The sequence below is a fragment of the Stappia stellulata DSM 5886 genome, assembly GCF_000423705.1.
GTDB classification, from domain to species: domain Bacteria; phylum Pseudomonadota; class Alphaproteobacteria; order Rhizobiales; family Stappiaceae; genus Stappia; species Stappia stellulata.
This window is the reverse complement of sequence record NZ_AUIM01000004.1, coordinates 418,896-434,954: the sequence shown is the minus strand read 5'-3', so window position 1 is coordinate 434,954 and position 16,059 is coordinate 418,896. Positions and strand designations below refer to the sequence as shown.

At 63.0% G+C, this 16,059-nt stretch carries 15 protein-coding genes and 1 tRNA gene; 12 read left to right on the top strand and 4 right to left on the bottom strand.

The window, feature by feature from the left end; translation table 11 throughout:
* Positions 1–15: 15 nt before the first annotated feature.
* On the top strand, positions 16–1,782 hold the full coding sequence (locus G572_RS0102215; RefSeq protein ID WP_029057096.1) for an acyl-CoA dehydrogenase family protein: 1,767 nt from the start codon (positions 16–18) through the stop codon (positions 1,780–1,782).
* Between the two features lie 48 nt (positions 1,783–1,830).
* The gene (gene dmdD, locus G572_RS0102210) at positions 1,831–2,637 is read left to right on the top strand and encodes a methylthioacryloyl-CoA hydratase (RefSeq protein WP_029057095.1); all 807 of its coding nucleotides are present in this window, start codon (positions 1,831–1,833) and stop codon (positions 2,635–2,637) included.
* 106 nt (positions 2,638–2,743) lie between these two features.
* Here the strand turns inward: dmdD and G572_RS0102205 are convergent.
* Positions 2,744–2,819 (bottom strand) — tRNA-Lys (locus G572_RS0102205).
* Between the two features lie 439 nt (positions 2,820–3,258).
* On the opposite strand from G572_RS0102205, the gene G572_RS0102200 reads away from it, so the two are divergent.
* The 4 genes from G572_RS0102200 (at position 3,259) to G572_RS0102185 (ending at position 8,337) form a co-directional block, all read left to right on the top strand.
* Complete coding sequence (locus G572_RS0102200) at positions 3,259–3,576, top strand: hypothetical protein (RefSeq protein WP_208979003.1); 318 nt, start codon at positions 3,259–3,261, stop codon at positions 3,574–3,576.
* A gap of 387 nt (positions 3,577–3,963) precedes the next feature.
* Positions 3,964–4,926, top strand: a complete 963-nt coding sequence (locus G572_RS0102195) for a TAXI family TRAP transporter solute-binding subunit (protein WP_029057093.1) — start codon at positions 3,964–3,966, stop codon at positions 4,924–4,926.
* Positions 4,927–5,071: 145 nt separating this feature from the next.
* Complete coding sequence (locus G572_RS0102190; protein WP_029057092.1) at positions 5,072–7,903, top strand: TRAP transporter permease; 2,832 nt, start codon at positions 5,072–5,074, stop codon at positions 7,901–7,903.
* Positions 7,900–8,337: a universal stress protein gene (locus G572_RS0102185; RefSeq protein WP_029057091.1), complete on the top strand. Its 438-nt coding sequence runs from the start codon at positions 7,900–7,902 to the stop codon at positions 8,335–8,337. The genes G572_RS0102190 and G572_RS0102185 overlap by 4 nt, the downstream gene beginning before the upstream one ends.
* Before the next feature lie 63 nt (positions 8,338–8,400).
* On the opposite strand, the gene G572_RS0102180 is transcribed toward G572_RS0102185, so the two are convergent.
* From G572_RS0102180 to G572_RS22100, 3 genes are all read right to left on the bottom strand, one after another.
* A complete protein-coding gene (locus G572_RS0102180; protein WP_051241473.1) occupies positions 8,401–9,492 on the bottom strand; it encodes a YeeE/YedE family protein in 1,092 nt (363 codons plus the stop codon).
* 79 nt (positions 9,493–9,571) lie between these two features.
* On the bottom strand, positions 9,572–9,904 hold the full coding sequence (locus G572_RS0102175) for an ArsR/SmtB family transcription factor (protein WP_029057089.1): 333 nt from the start codon (positions 9,902–9,904) through the stop codon (positions 9,572–9,574).
* 159 nt (positions 9,905–10,063) lie between these two features.
* Positions 10,064–10,387 (bottom strand): transcriptional regulator, encoded by a 324-nt coding sequence (locus G572_RS22100; protein WP_342664754.1) that lies wholly within the window; start codon positions 10,385–10,387, stop codon positions 10,064–10,066.
* Positions 10,388–10,760: 373 nt separating this feature from the next.
* On the opposite strand from G572_RS22100, the gene G572_RS0102165 reads away from it, so the two are divergent.
* From G572_RS0102165 to soxB, 6 genes are all read left to right on the top strand, one after another.
* The gene (locus tag G572_RS0102165; RefSeq protein ID WP_029057088.1) at positions 10,761–11,498 is read left to right on the top strand and encodes a cytochrome c biogenesis CcdA family protein; all 738 of its coding nucleotides are present in this window, start codon (positions 10,761–10,763) and stop codon (positions 11,496–11,498) included.
* Positions 11,499–11,755: 257 nt separating this feature from the next.
* Complete coding sequence (gene soxX / locus G572_RS0102160) at positions 11,756–12,211, top strand: sulfur oxidation c-type cytochrome SoxX (protein ID WP_037545101.1); 456 nt, start codon at positions 11,756–11,758, stop codon at positions 12,209–12,211.
* Between the two features lie 67 nt (positions 12,212–12,278).
* A complete protein-coding gene (soxY, locus tag G572_RS0102155) occupies positions 12,279–12,731 on the top strand; it encodes a thiosulfate oxidation carrier protein SoxY (protein WP_029057086.1) in 453 nt (150 codons plus the stop codon).
* A gap of 48 nt (positions 12,732–12,779) precedes the next feature.
* A complete protein-coding gene (gene soxZ, locus G572_RS0102150; RefSeq protein WP_029057085.1) occupies positions 12,780–13,106 on the top strand; it encodes a thiosulfate oxidation carrier complex protein SoxZ in 327 nt (108 codons plus the stop codon).
* 101 nt (positions 13,107–13,207) lie between these two features.
* Positions 13,208–14,062, top strand: a complete 855-nt coding sequence (gene soxA / locus G572_RS0102145) for a sulfur oxidation c-type cytochrome SoxA (RefSeq protein ID WP_029057084.1) — start codon at positions 13,208–13,210, stop codon at positions 14,060–14,062.
* A 241-nt stretch (positions 14,063–14,303) separates the two neighbouring features.
* Positions 14,304–15,998, top strand: a complete 1,695-nt coding sequence (gene soxB / locus G572_RS0102140; RefSeq protein ID WP_029057083.1) for a thiosulfohydrolase SoxB — start codon at positions 14,304–14,306, stop codon at positions 15,996–15,998.
* The last annotated feature ends 61 nt before the right edge of the window (positions 15,999–16,059 follow it).

Below are 16,059 nucleotides of genomic sequence, written 5' to 3'. Positions count from 1 at the left end.
CGGGGAGGGGGTGGGATGATCTGCCAGGCACCGATAGATGACATCATGTTCAATATCCTGCACTTGTCGCAATGGCCCGAGGTCGGCGCCCTGCCGCGCTATGCCGGTATTGATCACGGCGACATCCGGGCCGCACTCGACGCCTTCGACCGGTTCTGCACCGGTGTGGTCGCCCCGCTGGCACAGGCGGGGGATGTGGCGGGGGCACGTCTGAGCGAGGGACGGGTGGTCATGCCCGACGGGTACGGCGCGGCCTACGAGAGGTTCGTTGAAACCGGCTGGCAGAGCCTTTCACACCCGGTCGAGTTCGGTGGAATGGGGCTGCCTCGTGCGGCCGGTGCGGCGGCGACGGAAATCGTCAACGCCGCCGACATGAGCTTTGGCCTCTGTCTGCTGCTGACGGACGGGGCCATCGATGCGCTGTCGGTCAACGGCTCGCCGGAGCAGCAGGCGCTCTACCTCGAAAAGCTGATATCCGGGCGCTGGACCGGAACCATGAACCTGACCGAGCCGCAGGCCGGGAGCGATCTGGCGCGCATCCGCACCAGCGCCACCCGCCGGGAGGATGGCACCTACGCGGTGTCCGGGACCAAGATCTTCATCACCTACGGCGAGCATGACCTCAGCGAGAACATCGTTCACCTGGTTCTGGCCCGCACCCCTGGCGCACCGGCTGGCGCGCGCGGGCTGAGCCTGTTCGTGGTGCCGAAATTCCTGCCGGAGCCCGATGGCGCTCCCGGCGAGCGCAATGCGGTCACCTGTGGCAGTCTCGAACACAAGCTCGGCGTTCGCGCCAGCCCGACGGCGGTGCTGAATTACGAGGGCGCAACCGGTTTCCTCGTTGGTGAGGAAAATCGCGGACTGGAATATATGTTCGTGATGATGACCTCGGCCCGCTTCGCGGTGGGCGTACAGGGCGTTGCTATCGCCGAACGCGCCACGCAGCATGCGTTCGCCTATGCCCGCGAGCGTGTGCAGAGCCGCCCGGTCGATGGCAGCTCGGCCGACAGCGTGCCAATCATCCAGCATCCGGAGACGCGCCGTACGCTGATGCGGATGCGCGCTACGGTCGAGGGCTGCCGCGCGCTCGCCATTGCGGCCGCCGGCTGGCTCGACCTGGCCGAGAACGGCGACGAGGCCACCCGGCACGACGCCACGGCTATGGCGGAGTTTCTGGTGCCGCTGGTCAAGGGATACTGCACCGAGAGCGCGGTCGAGGTCGCCTCGCTGGGGCTACAGGTGCATGGCGGCATGGGCTTCATCGAGGAAACCGGTGTCGCCCGGTTCTACCGCGATGCGCGCATACTGCCGATCTACGAGGGCACCACGGCGATCCAGGCCAACGATCTCCTGGGACGCAAGGTCCAGCGGGATGGCGGGGCCACCGCGCGACGCTTTGCCGGCATGGTTGTCGAAACCGTTCATGCCCTTGCCTCGGGCGATGCGCAGGCGCAGTCGGTGGCCGCCCGGCTGGACATGGCCCGTGCGGAGTTCGAAGCGAGCCTCGATCACCTGCTCGCAACGCTCGGGCGGGATGCCAACGCGGCCTATGCGGGCAGCGTCCCGTTCCTGATGCTGAGCGGCAACCTGGCCGCCGGGTGGCAGTTGGGCCGTGCAATGCTGGCGGCCAAGGCGGCACTGGCGCGCGACGAGACTTGCGAATTCATGACAAGGAAGTGCGCCACCGCGTCCTTCTATTCCCACAACATCCTCGTGCAATGCGCGGCCGACCGCGCCCGCATCACCGAAGGCGCCGCCAGCCTGCTGGACGCCGCCCTCTAGACCGTAAACCGAATGGGCACTCCGCGTGCCCGCCTCAAGGAGCTTCACATGTCTCAGGACACCCGTTTCGACGGCTATATCAATCTTTTGATCGAACTGCGCAACAATGGTGTTGCCATCGTGTCCCTAAACCGCGCTGCCAAGCGGAATGCGCTGGACCTGGCAACCATCGACGAACTGGTGCGCTTCTTCGGCTCGGCCCATCGCGATGGGGTGCGCGCCGTGGTCTTGCGGGGCGAGGGAGACCACTTCTGCGCCGGGCTCGATCTCATCGAACACTGGAAGGCAGATCGCACCCCGGACGAGTTCATGCATGTCTGCCTGCGCTGGCATGAGGCGTTCAACAAGATGGAGTATGGCGGCGTGCCGGTGGTCGCCGCGCTCAAGGGCGCAGTGGTTGGCGGAGGACTGGAACTGGCCGCCGCCGCGCATGTGCGGGTGATGGATCAGACCACTTATTTCGCCCTTCCCGAAGGGCAGCGCGGCATTTTCACCGGCGGCGGAGCCACCATCCGGGTCAGCGACCTGATCGGCAAGGCCCGGATGATCGACATGATCCTGACGGGGCGGGTCTATCAGGGACAGGCGGCCGTCGATCTGGGGCTTGCGCAATACATCACCGAGGGATCAAGCTTCGATATGGCGCTGGACCTGGCGGACAAGATGGCGGCGAATTTGCCTCTGACCAATTTCGCTATCTGCTCGGCGATCAGCCATCTGCAAAACATGTCCGCCATGGACGCTGCCTATGCGGAATCCGTGGTGGCAGGGATGGTCAACACCCAACCGGCTGCACGAGAACGGCTTGAGGCCTTTGCCAACAAGACGGGTGCCAGAATACGTCCCAACAGTTGATCTGGTGGCAGTCCAGGCACGCGATCGGGCCTTGCCATGGCAGGGCCCGGTCCGCAGCGCCGGCCGCCCGGACTGACGATGATAATCTCTAAGTCATTGGGAAAAATGGTGAGCCGACAGGGGCTCGAACCCTGGACCTACTGATTAAAAGTCAGTTGCTCTACCAACTGAGCTATCGGCTCACTCACCGGGGGTTCTATAAACGCGGGAAGATGCAATCGCAACCCTTGGATCGGCCTCGCAGGAGGCCGCCTTGGAGTTTTGCAAGGTTTCTTGTTTCGGCCCGTTGCGCCGCAAGGCGCTGTCCCTGGCGACCAGGCCATGATGTCCGCGCGCCGGCGTGGCGGGGATACGCCGGGATCCGGGGGGCGGGCCCACGTCCCAACCCTTCGGTGAGCTGAAGTTGCGGCCGCTTGCCTGCGTGCGGGACCTCTCGGCCTCTCGGTATTCCCGGCATTTACGCTTTGTGGACAACTCTGTGGTGGTATAGGGTTTCAGTTGGAAATGGATGACGGTCGCGTCTCTGCCGACATGGTGGGACAAGCTCCTGAAAAAGCATCATTCGTTTCCTGTACCACGATGCAGCCGGACGGCCCTTCGGCTGCAACAACGGGTAGAGTGATGTCGGATACCTTTGAGGACAAACCGGATGGCGACTCGGACACGATGGCCGATGCCGCGGGGTTCGAGTTCCTGAAGGGGCACATTGCCGCGACGATGGCGCTCATCCACGGACTGATCGCGCAGAATGCCCTCGATCGCCACGCACTGGATTCCTTTTTTACCGATTATCTGGCACGCCTCCCGCACACCCGAGAGACGCTTGCGCTTCGACTGGTGATCGATCAGTGGCGACAGGGACTCAGGGACGGACAGGACGAGCATCAGCTGCGCCGGCATTTCCTCGAGGTCGTGTCCGGCGGCCGCAAAGGCGAGTAAGCCTATCCTGCAGGCCGTATCGGTCCCGGGGCCGCGATTTCCATCCTCGCGTCACACGCATCCCGTGCGTTCCCGCATCCGGGAAAGAGCTTGGAAAAACGAGAGTTTTCTGTCTAACCTAACGGCGACTGCACACGTGCGGTCACGCGGGTGGCGGTTTGTTGCCGCCCGCAACTGGATTCGGGACGAACGCGGTGCGCAAGGCATTCCGGTCGCATGGCCCGCTTGAGAAGGTCTCGCGATCTTCGGGCCATATACACGTCCGCCGCCGACCGCGATCGTTCCGGATATTCGACCTGCCTGCCTGTGGCCACTTGGTTGGTCGGGAGGGGAGGTCGGTTGCAACAGTCAATCTGCAGCCAATAAACGGGAGGCATTGCAGTGAACATTCTTAAGACGACAACGCTCGGTCTTGCGCTGGCCGGCAGTCTCGCCTTTTCCGGCGCGGCCCAGGCCGAAACATTCATCACCATCGGCACCGGCGGTCAGACCGGCGTCTACTATCAGGTCGGCGGCTCGATCTGCCGCCTGGTGAACCGCGGATCGAGCGAGCACGACATCAAGTGCACGCACACCACCGGCGGATCGGTCGCCAACATCAACGGCATTCGTGCCGGCGATCTCGACATGGGCGTTGCCCAGTCGGACTGGCAGTATCATGCCTATAACGGAACCGCCCCGGATACGTTCCCGGACGGCAAGTTCGAGGAGCTGCGCGCCGTCTTTTCCGTGCACCCCGAGCCGTTCACCGTCGTGGCGCGTGCCGATTCCGGCATCGAGACCTTTGACGATCTCAAGGGCAAGCGCGTCAACCTCGGCAATCCGGGCTCCGGCGCCCGCGCGACCTTCGAAGTCGTGATGGACAAGATGGGCTGGTCCACCGACGATTTCGCGCTGGCCGCAGAGCTGAAGTCCGCCGAACAGGCGGCAGCGCTTTGCGACAACAAGATCGATGCGATCGTCTTCACCGTCGGCCACCCGGCCGGCACCATCAAGGAAGCCACGACGTCGTGCGAATCCAAGCTGATCACCGTCGACAACGACGTGATCCGCAAGCTCGTCGACGACAACGCATTCTATGCGATGGCGACGATTCCGGGCGGCATGTACACCGGTACGGACGAAGACACCACGACCTTCGGCGTCGGTGCCACCTTCGTCTCCTCGAGCAACACCTCGCCCGAGGTCATTTACGAGGTCACCAAGGCGGTGTTCGAGAACTTCGACCGCTTCAAGAAGATGCATCCCGCCTTCGCCAATCTGAACGAAGCCGACATGATCAAGAACAACCTGTCGGCCCCGCTTCATGAGGGTGCGGTGAAATACTACAAGGAACGCGGCTGGATGTAATCGGCACGCGGCCGGCGCGGGAGGTCGATCCTTCCGCGCCGGTTGTCTTTCTGGGGGGGGGACGTTGGAACGTCGGCCCCGCCACACCGCCCGGCGATGCAGCGGCGGTGATGTTTGAAGACGCGCAACTGGGGGGGGCAGCGCAATGACCGAAGAACCTGCAAAGGGTCAGTATAGTTCATCGGACCTGGACGATCTGGTCGCATCCGTCGACACCGGCGGTCGAAATCCCGTCAACCATCAGGTTGCGCTGCTGATTTCCGGACTGGCGCTGGCCTGGTCGCTGTTCCAGATCTGGATTGCCTCGCCCTTGCCCTATGTGATCGGGGTCGGCGTCTTTTCCGGCCGCGAAGCGCGCCCCATCCATCTGGCCTTCGCGCTGTTTCTCGCCTTTCTCGTGTTTCCGGCGTTCCGCACGTCGCCGCGTCGCTATGTGCCGCTGAACGACTGGCTGCTGGCAATCGGTGCGTCGGCCTGCGCGCTCTATCTCTTCGTGTTCGATACCGAACTGGTGCAAAACATCTTCGGGTCCCGCCTCGCGGACCGGCCCAACAATCCCAACACCACGGATGTGGTCGTTGCGGTTTTTGGCGTCATCTTCCTGCTTGAGGCGACCCGCCGTTCGCTCGGCCCCCCGCTGATGATCGTGGCGATGGTCTTCCTCGGCTACACCTTCCTCGGGCCTTATGCGCCGGGACTGCTTGCCTGGAAGGGCGCGAGCTTCAACGCGGTCGCCTATCACCAGTGGCTGTCGACGGAAGGCGTGTTCGGCATCGCGCTCGGCGTGTCCACCGATCTGGTGTTTCTCTTCGTGTTGTTCGGGGCGCTGCTCGACAAGGCCGGCGCCGGCAACTACTTCATCAAGGTCGCCTTTTCGCTGATGGGCCACTTCAGCGGCGGTCCGGCGAAGGCCGCGGTCGTTGCCTCGGGAATGACCGGTCTGATTTCCGGTTCGTCGATTGCGAATGTGGTGACCACCGGGACCTTTACGATTCCCATGATGCGCCGCGTCGGCTTTTCACGGGAAAAGGCCGGGGCCGTCGAGGTGGCGTCCTCCGTCAATGGCCAGATCATGCCGCCGGTGATGGGTGCCGCCGCCTTCCTGATGGTCGAATATATCGGGATTTCCTATTTCGAGGTGGTCAAGCACGCCTTCCTGCCGGCGATCATCTCCTACATCGCGCTGGTTTATATCGTTCATCTGGAAGCGCTGAAGCAGGGCATGGAAGGCCTGCCGCGCGCCGGCGAGGTCAAGCCGCTGAAATGGGCGTTGCTGTCCTTCGGCATCACCATGGCCGTGCTCCTGGCCGCCGCCAGCGGCGTTTACTACCTGTTCCTGGCGTTTCAGGCGCTTGGAACCTCTGAAATGCGGCTGTTGGCGGTCGCGATTGTGCTGGCCATCCTGTTCGCCTTCGTCAAGCTGGTTGGGGCCCGCGTGGACGCCGACAGTCGTGGTCGCATCCTGTCGACCGGTGCGATGGTGATCGGCGGATCGGCGGTTGCCGCGTTCGGGCTGTTCTATTTCATGAACGTGCTGCAGTCGTTGGCGGGCGAGGCGACCCTGTGGGTCGTCTCTGTCCTGATCATCGCGGTCTACGTCGCGCTCATCCGCTATTGCTCGGCGTTTCCCGAGCTTGAGATGGACGATCCCAACAAACCGGTGCTGCGCCTGCCGGAGGCGGGGCCGACGGTGAAATCCGGCCTTCATTTCCTGCTGCCGGTCTTTGTCCTGATCTGGTGCCTGATGGTGGAACGCCTGTCGCCGTCGCTGTCAGCCTTCTGGGCAACCGCGCTGATGATCTTCATCCTGCTCACACAGCGACCGCTGTTCGCGATGTTCCGCGGGCAGGACCTTGGCGGAACGGCGGGGCAGGGCTTCTCGGAGCTGATCGACGGCATGATCGCGGGTGCGCGCAACATGATCGGCATCGGTATTGCCACGGCCGCCGCCGGCATCATCGTCGGCGCGGTGTCGCAGACCGGCGTCGGTGCCGTGCTTGCCGCTCTGGTGGAGTTCCTGAGCCAGGGACAGATCCTGCTGATTCTGCTCTTCACCGCGATTCTCAGCCTGATCCTCGGCATGGGGCTGCCGACGACCGCCAACTACATTGTCGTGTCGTCACTGCTCGCGCCCGTAATCGTGGCGCTCGGCCAACAGAACGGGCTGATCGTACCGTTGATCGCGGTGCATCTCTTCGTGTTCTATTTCGGCATCATGGCGGATGTGACGCCACCGGTGGGGCTTGCGTCCTTCGCGGCGGCGGCCGTGTCCGGCGGCGACCCGATCCGCACGGGCTTCGTGGCGTTCTTCTATTCGCTGCGCACCGCACTCCTGCCGTTTCTGTTCATCTTCAACACAGACCTGCTTCTGATCGACGTCACCTTCATGGAAGGGGTGATCGTGTTCATCGTGGCGACGGCGGCGATTCTGGTGTTCACCGCGGGTGCACAGGGCGTTTTCCTGGTTCGTTCGCGTCTTTGGGAATCGGCGGCGCTGATCCTCGTGGCCTTCACGTTGTTCCGGCCCGGTTTCTGGATGGACATGGTCTATCCGCCGTTCAACATGGTCGATCCGGTGAACATCGAGGAGGCGGTCGGCAACGCGCCGCCGGGATCGGAACTCCGGGCGACGGTGGATGCCTTCGACGATGTCGGCGATCCCATTACACTGACGATGATGATCCCGGTCGGCAACGAACCGACGGGGGCGGAGCGGCTCGAGGCCTTTGGTCTTGAAACGCTGGTTCAGGACGGCAATCTCATCGTCGACAATGCCGTCTACGATTCGCCAGCCCAGGCGGCCGGCTTCGATTTCGACCAGACGATCAAGACACTGGCCGTCGCCAGTTCGCAACCGCCGCGCGAGCTCTTCTATCTTCCGGCGCTCGCGCTTCTGGGTGTGATCTACATGTTGCAGCGCCGGCGTCGGCGAAACGCCGCCGAGCTGCGCGCAGCCGCGAAGGGAGAACCGGCATGAGTGCGCTCTTCAAGCATGTCCTGGCCTGCGTCGACCTTGGCGATGTGGCTTCCTCCAGGCAGGTCGTTCTCGCCGCGCGGGAAATCATGTCGCCGGAAAGCGTGCTTCACATCTTCACCGCCGTTCCCGATTTCGGGCGCTCCATCGTCGGGTCGTTCTTTCCCGACGACTTCGAGACGACCGCCATCGACAAGACGCGCGAGGAACTGCACGGCTTTATTGACGAACAGGTTCCAGATGGCATTCGCGTCCAGGCGGTGATCGGCCACGGCAACATCTATGAGGAAATCATCGAAGCCGCCGAAAAGGTCCAGGCGGACCTGATCGTGATCGGGTCGCATCGTCCAGAACTGAAGGACTATTTGCTTGGGCCGAACGCCGCGCGGGTCGTGCGCCATGCGCCGGTTTCCGTGCTGGTGGTGAGAAAGACCTGATCGTCTCGCTGTCACGCTGCCCGGCCGGCTTGCCGGAAGCAATGACTGCGCGGCCGGGGAGGGCTATGCGTCCCGCGAGAAGGCGTGTGCGGCGAGAATGCCGCGCAGGCTGCCCTCGATCAGCCATGCCAGTCCGGCGCGCGCACCGATGGCAATCGAGATCATCACCACGGGCGCGGATACCGACAGTGTCGAGGCGGCGGTGATGCCCTGTCCGATGGTGCAGCCGTAGGCCATCACGCCGCCGGTCCCCATCAGGAAGGCGCCGACGATGTGGCGGCGCAACTCGCGCACGTCGTCACAGGCTTCCCAGCGGAACTCGCGCTTGAAGAGCGCGCCGGCAATTGCCCCGGCGACCACGCCGACGACAGAGCCGATCCCGAAGGTCACCGTCGCCCCGGAGAAGGTCATCATATAGACCAGTGTGTCGCCGAGCGGGCGCACGAAGGTAAAGGATTCCAGTCGTTGCGGCGCGAAGGGATCGCTGCCGACGAGGCCGGTGGCGAGCCAGCCGCCGACAATCGCGAGACCGACCGCAACGCCGCTGACGACAAGGCGGGTCTCCGCCCGGAAACTCGCGTCCTTCAGCGCCCAGAACGCGAGGCTGGCCGCGATCAGCAGTCCGATTGCCGGACCGGTGTCCAGGCCGGTAAACGCATCGAAGATGCCGTCGAGCGCCATGCCGCCGGTCGCCTCGAACGACAGGATCCAGGGATCGATCGCCGCCTGGCGAACGACGCCCGTCAGGCCGCGCATGGCCATATAGGCGGAGACGGCCATGACCAGGAAGGTCACCACGGCCCGGAGATCTCCGCCGCCGATGCGGGCAAGCGTGCCGTAGCCGCATGTGCCGACAAGCGCCATGCCGACGCCGAACATCATTCCGCCGAGCACGGCTCCCAACCAGGGAAAGCCGCTGGACAGATAGATGGAGTGATGGAAGTCCAGGATCCCGAGATGCGCGAGTGCCTGTGACAGCGCGGTCGCCACCGCGATCGCAAGCGCCCAGCTGCGCAGCCTGCGCTTGTCACCGCCGAGAAAGGCATCCTCCAGCGCACCCATGGTACAAAACCGCCCGACGCGGGCGGCCAGACCGAGCACCAGTCCGCCGGCGAACCCGTAAATGGCAACCGTTTGTGCTGTGTCAACGTCCATTGCCCGCGCCTCCCGATCGCGTCGTCAACGGATGTGTCGCGCGCCTCTTTATGGGCGGTGTGCGGATTGGCCGGTCCTGTCAGTCCCGGCAGAAAACATCGTAGACCGATTCAATGATCTTGCGGGCGTCTTCGTTTGCCAAGCTGTAATATACTGTTTTGCCCTCTCGCCGTGTGGACACGAGCTTGTCCATGCGCAAACGCGCCAACTGCTGCGAGACCGTGGGCTGTCGCAAGGACAGGAGCGCCTCCAGCTCGGTGACGGATTTCTCGCCTTCCGCCAGGATGCACAGGATCAGAAGCCGGCTTTCATGGGCAATTGCCTTGAGGAAATCGCTCGCCGTTTTCGCCCGGTCGATGATTTTCTCGAGATCAGAAGAACACTCGAGATCCTGAGTGCTGGGAAGAGACACGATGTGATCCTTGTTGTACGTCGCCCGGTGTTCGGGCAATCCAATAGCAGTGGCAGCTTCGCGTTCCGGCACAGGCCGAACCGAGACGCATCCGGGCCTGCGTGCTTGCGACGGTTTGCATATACTGCCATCCGGCCGCGCTGGGAAGCCGGTGCCTCTTCATCCAGGGGAGGGCGTGTCCGTGCGCAAACGTGCGCCATCCCCGGTGCGCTGTCTGAATTTTTCCACCATCTGGCCGAGCAGGCCCCAGAAGAAATCCTCGCCCGGATAGCCGCGAATGCGGCCGTACTCGCGTCCCTCGTGCACGAGCGCGAAACTCGGTGTGAAAACCTCCCGCCGCAGCCATGCGAGGTCTTCCGGCATCTTCTCGTGGATGTCCACCCGGCGCAGGGGCGCGAGCTTGCCTTCCTCGGTCTTCGGATAGATCGGGCCGATTTCCGCGTTCCAGCGCTCGCACCACTCGCAACCCCGCTGCTCGAACATGACGAGTTCCGCTGCCTTTGCCGGGAGCGAGGGGAGGATGACGGACGCAAGGAGCAATGCAAGTGCTGCGAGTGCGTATCGGGGAAAAAAGCGTGTTACGGGTCTGATCATGGAGCGTGCGATGTCCGCTTGGTTGCGTGGCAGGCGAGCAGGGCATTTGCAGTGTAGCGCAAAAGAAACTGGATCATATGCAAAAATAGGAATACGAATCCGGGACGTGAGGTCACATTGTCGTGTGATGAGCGGGACGGCACGGTGCATTGGATGTCAAACGCGATATGTTGCGCCGTCCGCCCCGGTGGTTGCCGCAAGGCCATTCGGTTCTCCCCATGTCTCGGGGCGGTGTTGTCCTGCCTGCGAACGGATTTTCTGCATGTTTCAAGAAGTCACACTCATCGGTTCGTTTTTTGCCGGTCTCCTGTCTTTCGTGTCGCCCTGCGTTTTGCCGCTTGTGCCGCCCTACCTCGGGTTTCTGGCCGGCGTCTCGCTTGACGAGCTTACCGGCGAGGGCGTCGAGCGCGCGGACCCGCGCCGGGTCTTCTTTGCCTCGCTTGCCTTTGTTCTCGGGTTCTCGACCGTGTTCGTCGCGCTGGGGGCAAGCGCGTCCTTCATCGGTCAGTTCGTCACGCAGTACATCCAGATCTTCGGCTATATCGCCGGGGTGGCCATTATCATCATGGGGCTGCATTTCCTTGGCGTGTTCCGCATCGGCCTGCTTTACCGCGAAGCGCGCGTCCATGTGGAACGCAAGCCCGCCGGCCTGATCGGGGCCTATGTCATCGGCCTGGCCTTTGCCTTCGGCTGGACGCCGTGCGTCGGTCCGATCCTCGCGGCGATCCTGTTCGTCGCCGGAAGCGAGGAATCGGTGCTGCAGGGAGCGACGCTGCTCGGGGCCTATGCCTTGGGAATCGGCGTGCCGTTCCTGGTCGCCGGGATGTTCGCCGGACCCTTCATGCGGTTCATGTCGCGGTTTCGCAAGCATATGGTCACCGTGGAACGGGTGATGGGCGTGGTGCTGATCCTGACCGGCATCGCCTTCATGACGGGCCAGATGGCCGCGCTGTCGTTCTGGCTGCTCGAAACCTTCCCGACGCTTGGCACAATCGGCTGACGTTACGTCGCTTTCAGGGCTCCGTCTCCCGGCGTCGCGCGGGTTGTGCGACGCCGCGCGAACGCGTGTGCGCCACGCAACATGAGTGCGATCGACCCGGACGGGCAGGCATCCGCCGTCCGATGTATTCTGATAATCGAATATGTGAATTGATCCGGGCATAAGTTGCTGCTACGTTTCCCGCATGCGTCGTGGATCAACGGCCGATCAAAAAAATCAAAGGCCGGGTTCGCCGGCAGAGGGAAGGAAAAACGCCCATGAGTGTCATTCGCCAAGGCACGATAGCCGCTTGCGTGCTCCTGCTCGGAGTTGCCACGGCCTCCGCCAGTGATATCGCCTCCTTTGAGGTCGTGGACGGAACGATCCCCCAGCCCCTCACGGATGTGGCCGGCGACCCCGTTGCCGGCAAGCAGGCCGTGGTCGACCGCAAGCTCGGCAATTGTCTCGCCTGCCATACCGCGGCGGATCTTGCGAACGAGCCGTTCCACGGCGAGGTGGGGCCGCCCCTTGATGGCGTTGCCGATCGCTGGGACGAGGCGACGTTGCGCATGATCGTCGTCAATCCCAAGATGGTCTACGACGGAACGATCATGCCGGCCTTTCATCGTGTGGAGGGCTTGAATCTCGTGATGGACAAGTTCGCCGGCAAGCCGATTCTCACGGCGCAGCAGGTCGAGGACGTCGTCGCCTATCTGAAGACCCTTTCGGAATAAGAGACGCGCAATGAATGCATCCGCCCCTCGTGTGCGGGCGGATCCGCTCAGAATGAGGATGCACAGAATGACTATTACTCGACGCCAGGTGTTTGCCCTGGGAGCCGGTGTCGCCGCGGTCGCCTTGACCGGCCTGCCGCGCGTAACGTTTGCCGAGGAAGACAAGGTCCAGGCCGCGATCGATGCCTTTTCGGGTGGCGCGACGCCGGAGACGGCGAATGTCTCCCTGACAGCGCCGGAAATTGCCGAGAACGGCAACACCGTGCCGATCAGCTTCGCCGTGGACAGTCCGATGAGCGACGATGACCACATCACGGAAGTGACCTTGCTTGCCGCCGGCAATCCGTCCCCGGATGTCGCGACCTTCCATTTCACGCCGATGTCCGGCGCGGCGGAAGCCACAACACGCATGCGGCTCGCCAAGACGCAGGATGTCATCGCGCTCGCGAAAACCTCCACGGGCAAGGTCTACATGGATCGCAAGACCGTCAAGGTGACGATCGGCGGCTGCGGCGGCTGATCCGGTCAAAACGCCCTTATTCGAGACATACACAGGCAGGAGGGCCACATGGCCAAATCGAAACCCCGCGTAAAGGTGCCCAAGACGGCATCGAAAGACGAAGTCATCACCATCAAGACGCTGATTTCGCACAAGATGGAATCCGGGCAGCGCAAGGACAAGGACGGCAACGTCATCCCGCGCCAGATCATCAACAAGTTCACGTGCGACTTCAACGGCAAGACCGTGTTCTCATGCGACCTCGAGCCGGCGATCTCCGCCAATCCCTACCTTGAGTTCAGTGCCAAGGTTCCGGAATCCGGCACGTTCAAGTTCACCTGGTTGGATGATGATGGGTCGGAATACTCGACGGAATCCAAGATCGCGGTCGAGTAAGCGCGGTTTGGCTGGCGGCCGCGGTGCCGCCAGTCCTGGTTCTGGAAGAAAACAAAGATAACAAGACGAACCGAAGGGTTCGCGCTGGAGGGAAAGCCACAATGAGGAATCTCCCGGGTATTTTCGTCGCCGGCGCTGCCGCAACCGCCATACTGGCGACGAGCGGTGTGTTGGCCGACCAATCCAACCTGCCAAGCATCGATGGTGTCGAGTTGAAGACACGCGCCGAGGCGCCGAAAGACCATCCGCTTCCCGAAATCATTTCGGGTTTCGAATTCCGTACCAAGGAAACGCAAGCGCTGGAGCTGGACGATTTCACCAATCCCGGTTTCCTGCTGGTGGAAAGTGGCGAGGAGACATGGTCGACCGCCGAAGGCTCCGCCGGAAAGTCTTGCGAGAGCTGTCACGGCGACGCAGCGGAAAGCATGAAGGGCGTGCGCGCCGCGATGCCGAAGTGGAACGAGGCCGCCGGACGTCCCTTCACCCTGGAAAACCAGATCAACGAGTGCCGGACCGAACAGATGGGTGCCGATGCCTGGAAATGGGAATCGGACGACATGCTGGCGATGACGGCCTACGTCGGTCTTCAGTCGCGCGGCATGCCGGTCGATGTCGACATCGAGGCCGGTGACATGATGAGCTGGTGGGAGAAGGGCAAGGACTTCTACTACACGCGCTTCGGTCAGCTCGATCTGGCTTGCGCCAATTGTCACGAAGCCAATTACGGCAACTACATCCGTGCCGACCGTCTCAGCCAGGGGCAGTCGAACGGGTTTCCGACCTATCGGTTGAAGTGGCAGAAAATGGGCTCGCTGCATCGCCGCTTCAAGGGCTGCATGGACAACATCCGCGCCGAGGCCTTCAAGCGCGGATCGGATGAGTTCGTCGCGCTCGAAACCTATCTTGCCTGGCGCGGCGAGGGGCTTTCCGTGGAGACGCCGGCAGTGCGCAACTGACGCCGGAAAATCCGCAAATTTGACAGTGGCGGCGGGGCCGGGTCCGCGATCCCGCACTGCGCCGCCGCCGTTGACCGACCGGACACCGGTTTCGCGCTCCCGTGCGCCGGTGGGGCCCGGTCCGACAGCGATCCCCCGGGATCGAAAAAACACCGTATCGGAACTGGTTCGCTGGCGGTGATCTCGCCGGAACGGCGGAGCCATGTCCTTTGAATGATGCCTCCAGAAGGTGGATTGCAGGATGATTTCCAGACGTGAATTCCTGATGGCAGCCGTGGCGACATCGGCGATGGTCGGTGGCTCGGGCTTTGGCAAATGGAGCCGGCTCGCGGCCCAGCAGGCGCTGCGTGAAGACGATATCCTCGGGTTCCAGCCGCTTGGCAATGTCACGCTGGTGCATCTCACCGACATTCACGCCCAGCTCATGCCGGTCTATTTCCGCGAGCCGTCGATCAACCTCGGCGTTGGCGAGGTCAAGGGACTGCCGCCGCATGTGAGCGGCGCCGATTTCCTGAAGCTCTATGATATTCAGCCCGGCTCTCCCGCGGCCTATGCTCTGACGTCGCAGGATTTCGACGCGCTGTCGCAGACCTATGGTCGCATGGGCGGGATCGACCGCATCGCCACCGTGCTGAAGTCGATCCGGGCGGATCGCGATGCCAACACGCTGTTTCTCGATGGCGGCGACACCTGGCAGGGCAGTTATACCTCGCTCAAGACCGGCGGCGCCGACATGATCGAGGTGATGAACGCCCTGCGCCCCGACGCGATGACCGGCCATTGGGAATTCACCTACGGCAGCGACCGCGTCGAGGAAATCGTCGCGGATCTGCCCTTCGCCTTCCTGGGCGGCAACATTCGCGACACCGAATGGGACGAGCCTGTCTTCAAGGCCTACAAGATGTTCGAGCGTGGCGGCGTGAAGATCGGCGTCGTCGGTCAGGCGTTTCCCTATACCCCGGTCGCCAACCCGCGCTGGATGTTCCCGAACTGGTCGTTCGGCATCCGCGAGGAAGACGTCCAGGCGAATGTCGACGCGGCCCGTGCCGATGGCGCCGAGGTGATCGTGATGCTGTCGCACAACGGCTTCGACGTCGACCGCAAGCTGGCAAGCCGCGTGTCGGGCATCGACGTCATCCTGATGGGTCACACCCACGACGCGCTCCCCGAACCGGTGAAGGTCGGCAAGACCTTGCTGATCGCCTCCGGGTCCAACGGCAAATTCCTGTCCCGCCTCGATCTCGACGTGCGCGAAGGCGAGGTGAAGGACTTCCGCTTCAAGCTGATCCCGATCTTCTCCGACGTGATCGCTCCCGACGCGGAGACAACCGCGCTGGTCGAGAAGGTGCGCGCGCCCTATGCCGACGAGCTCGGCCGCGAACTCGCGACGACGGAATCGCTGCTCTATCGCCGTGGCAACTTCAACGGCACCTTCGACGATCTGATCTGTGACGCGCTGATCGATCAGCGGGATGCGGAAATCGCGATGTCGCCCGGCTTCCGCTGGGGCACAACCGTGCCCTCCGGTCAGGCGATCACCGTGGAGGATCTCCACAACGCCACCTCGATGACCTATCCGCAGGCCTATCGCTCTGAAATGAGCGGTGCGCTGATCAAGGAGATCCTCGAGGACGTGGCCGACAACCTGTTCAACGCCGATCCCTATTACCAGCAGGGCGGCGACATGGTTCGCGTCGGCGGGATGGCCTACTCCATCAATCCGACGGCCGGCATCGGCAGCCGGATTTCCGACATGACCTTCCTCAAGGACGGCTCGCCGATCGACCCCGATCGCAACTACGTGGTCGCCGGTTGGGCCAGCGTCAACGAAGGCACGGAAGGTCCTGCGATCTGGGATGTCGTGGAGGGGCACCTCAAGGAACGCGGGACGGTCAAGCTGGAAGGCAATCGTGCGGTCAAGGTCGTGGGCATGTGACGGGTCTCTCGCGGACCCGTCTGCGCCTTCAATGTTCATGTATCTGAATAAATGGATTTGA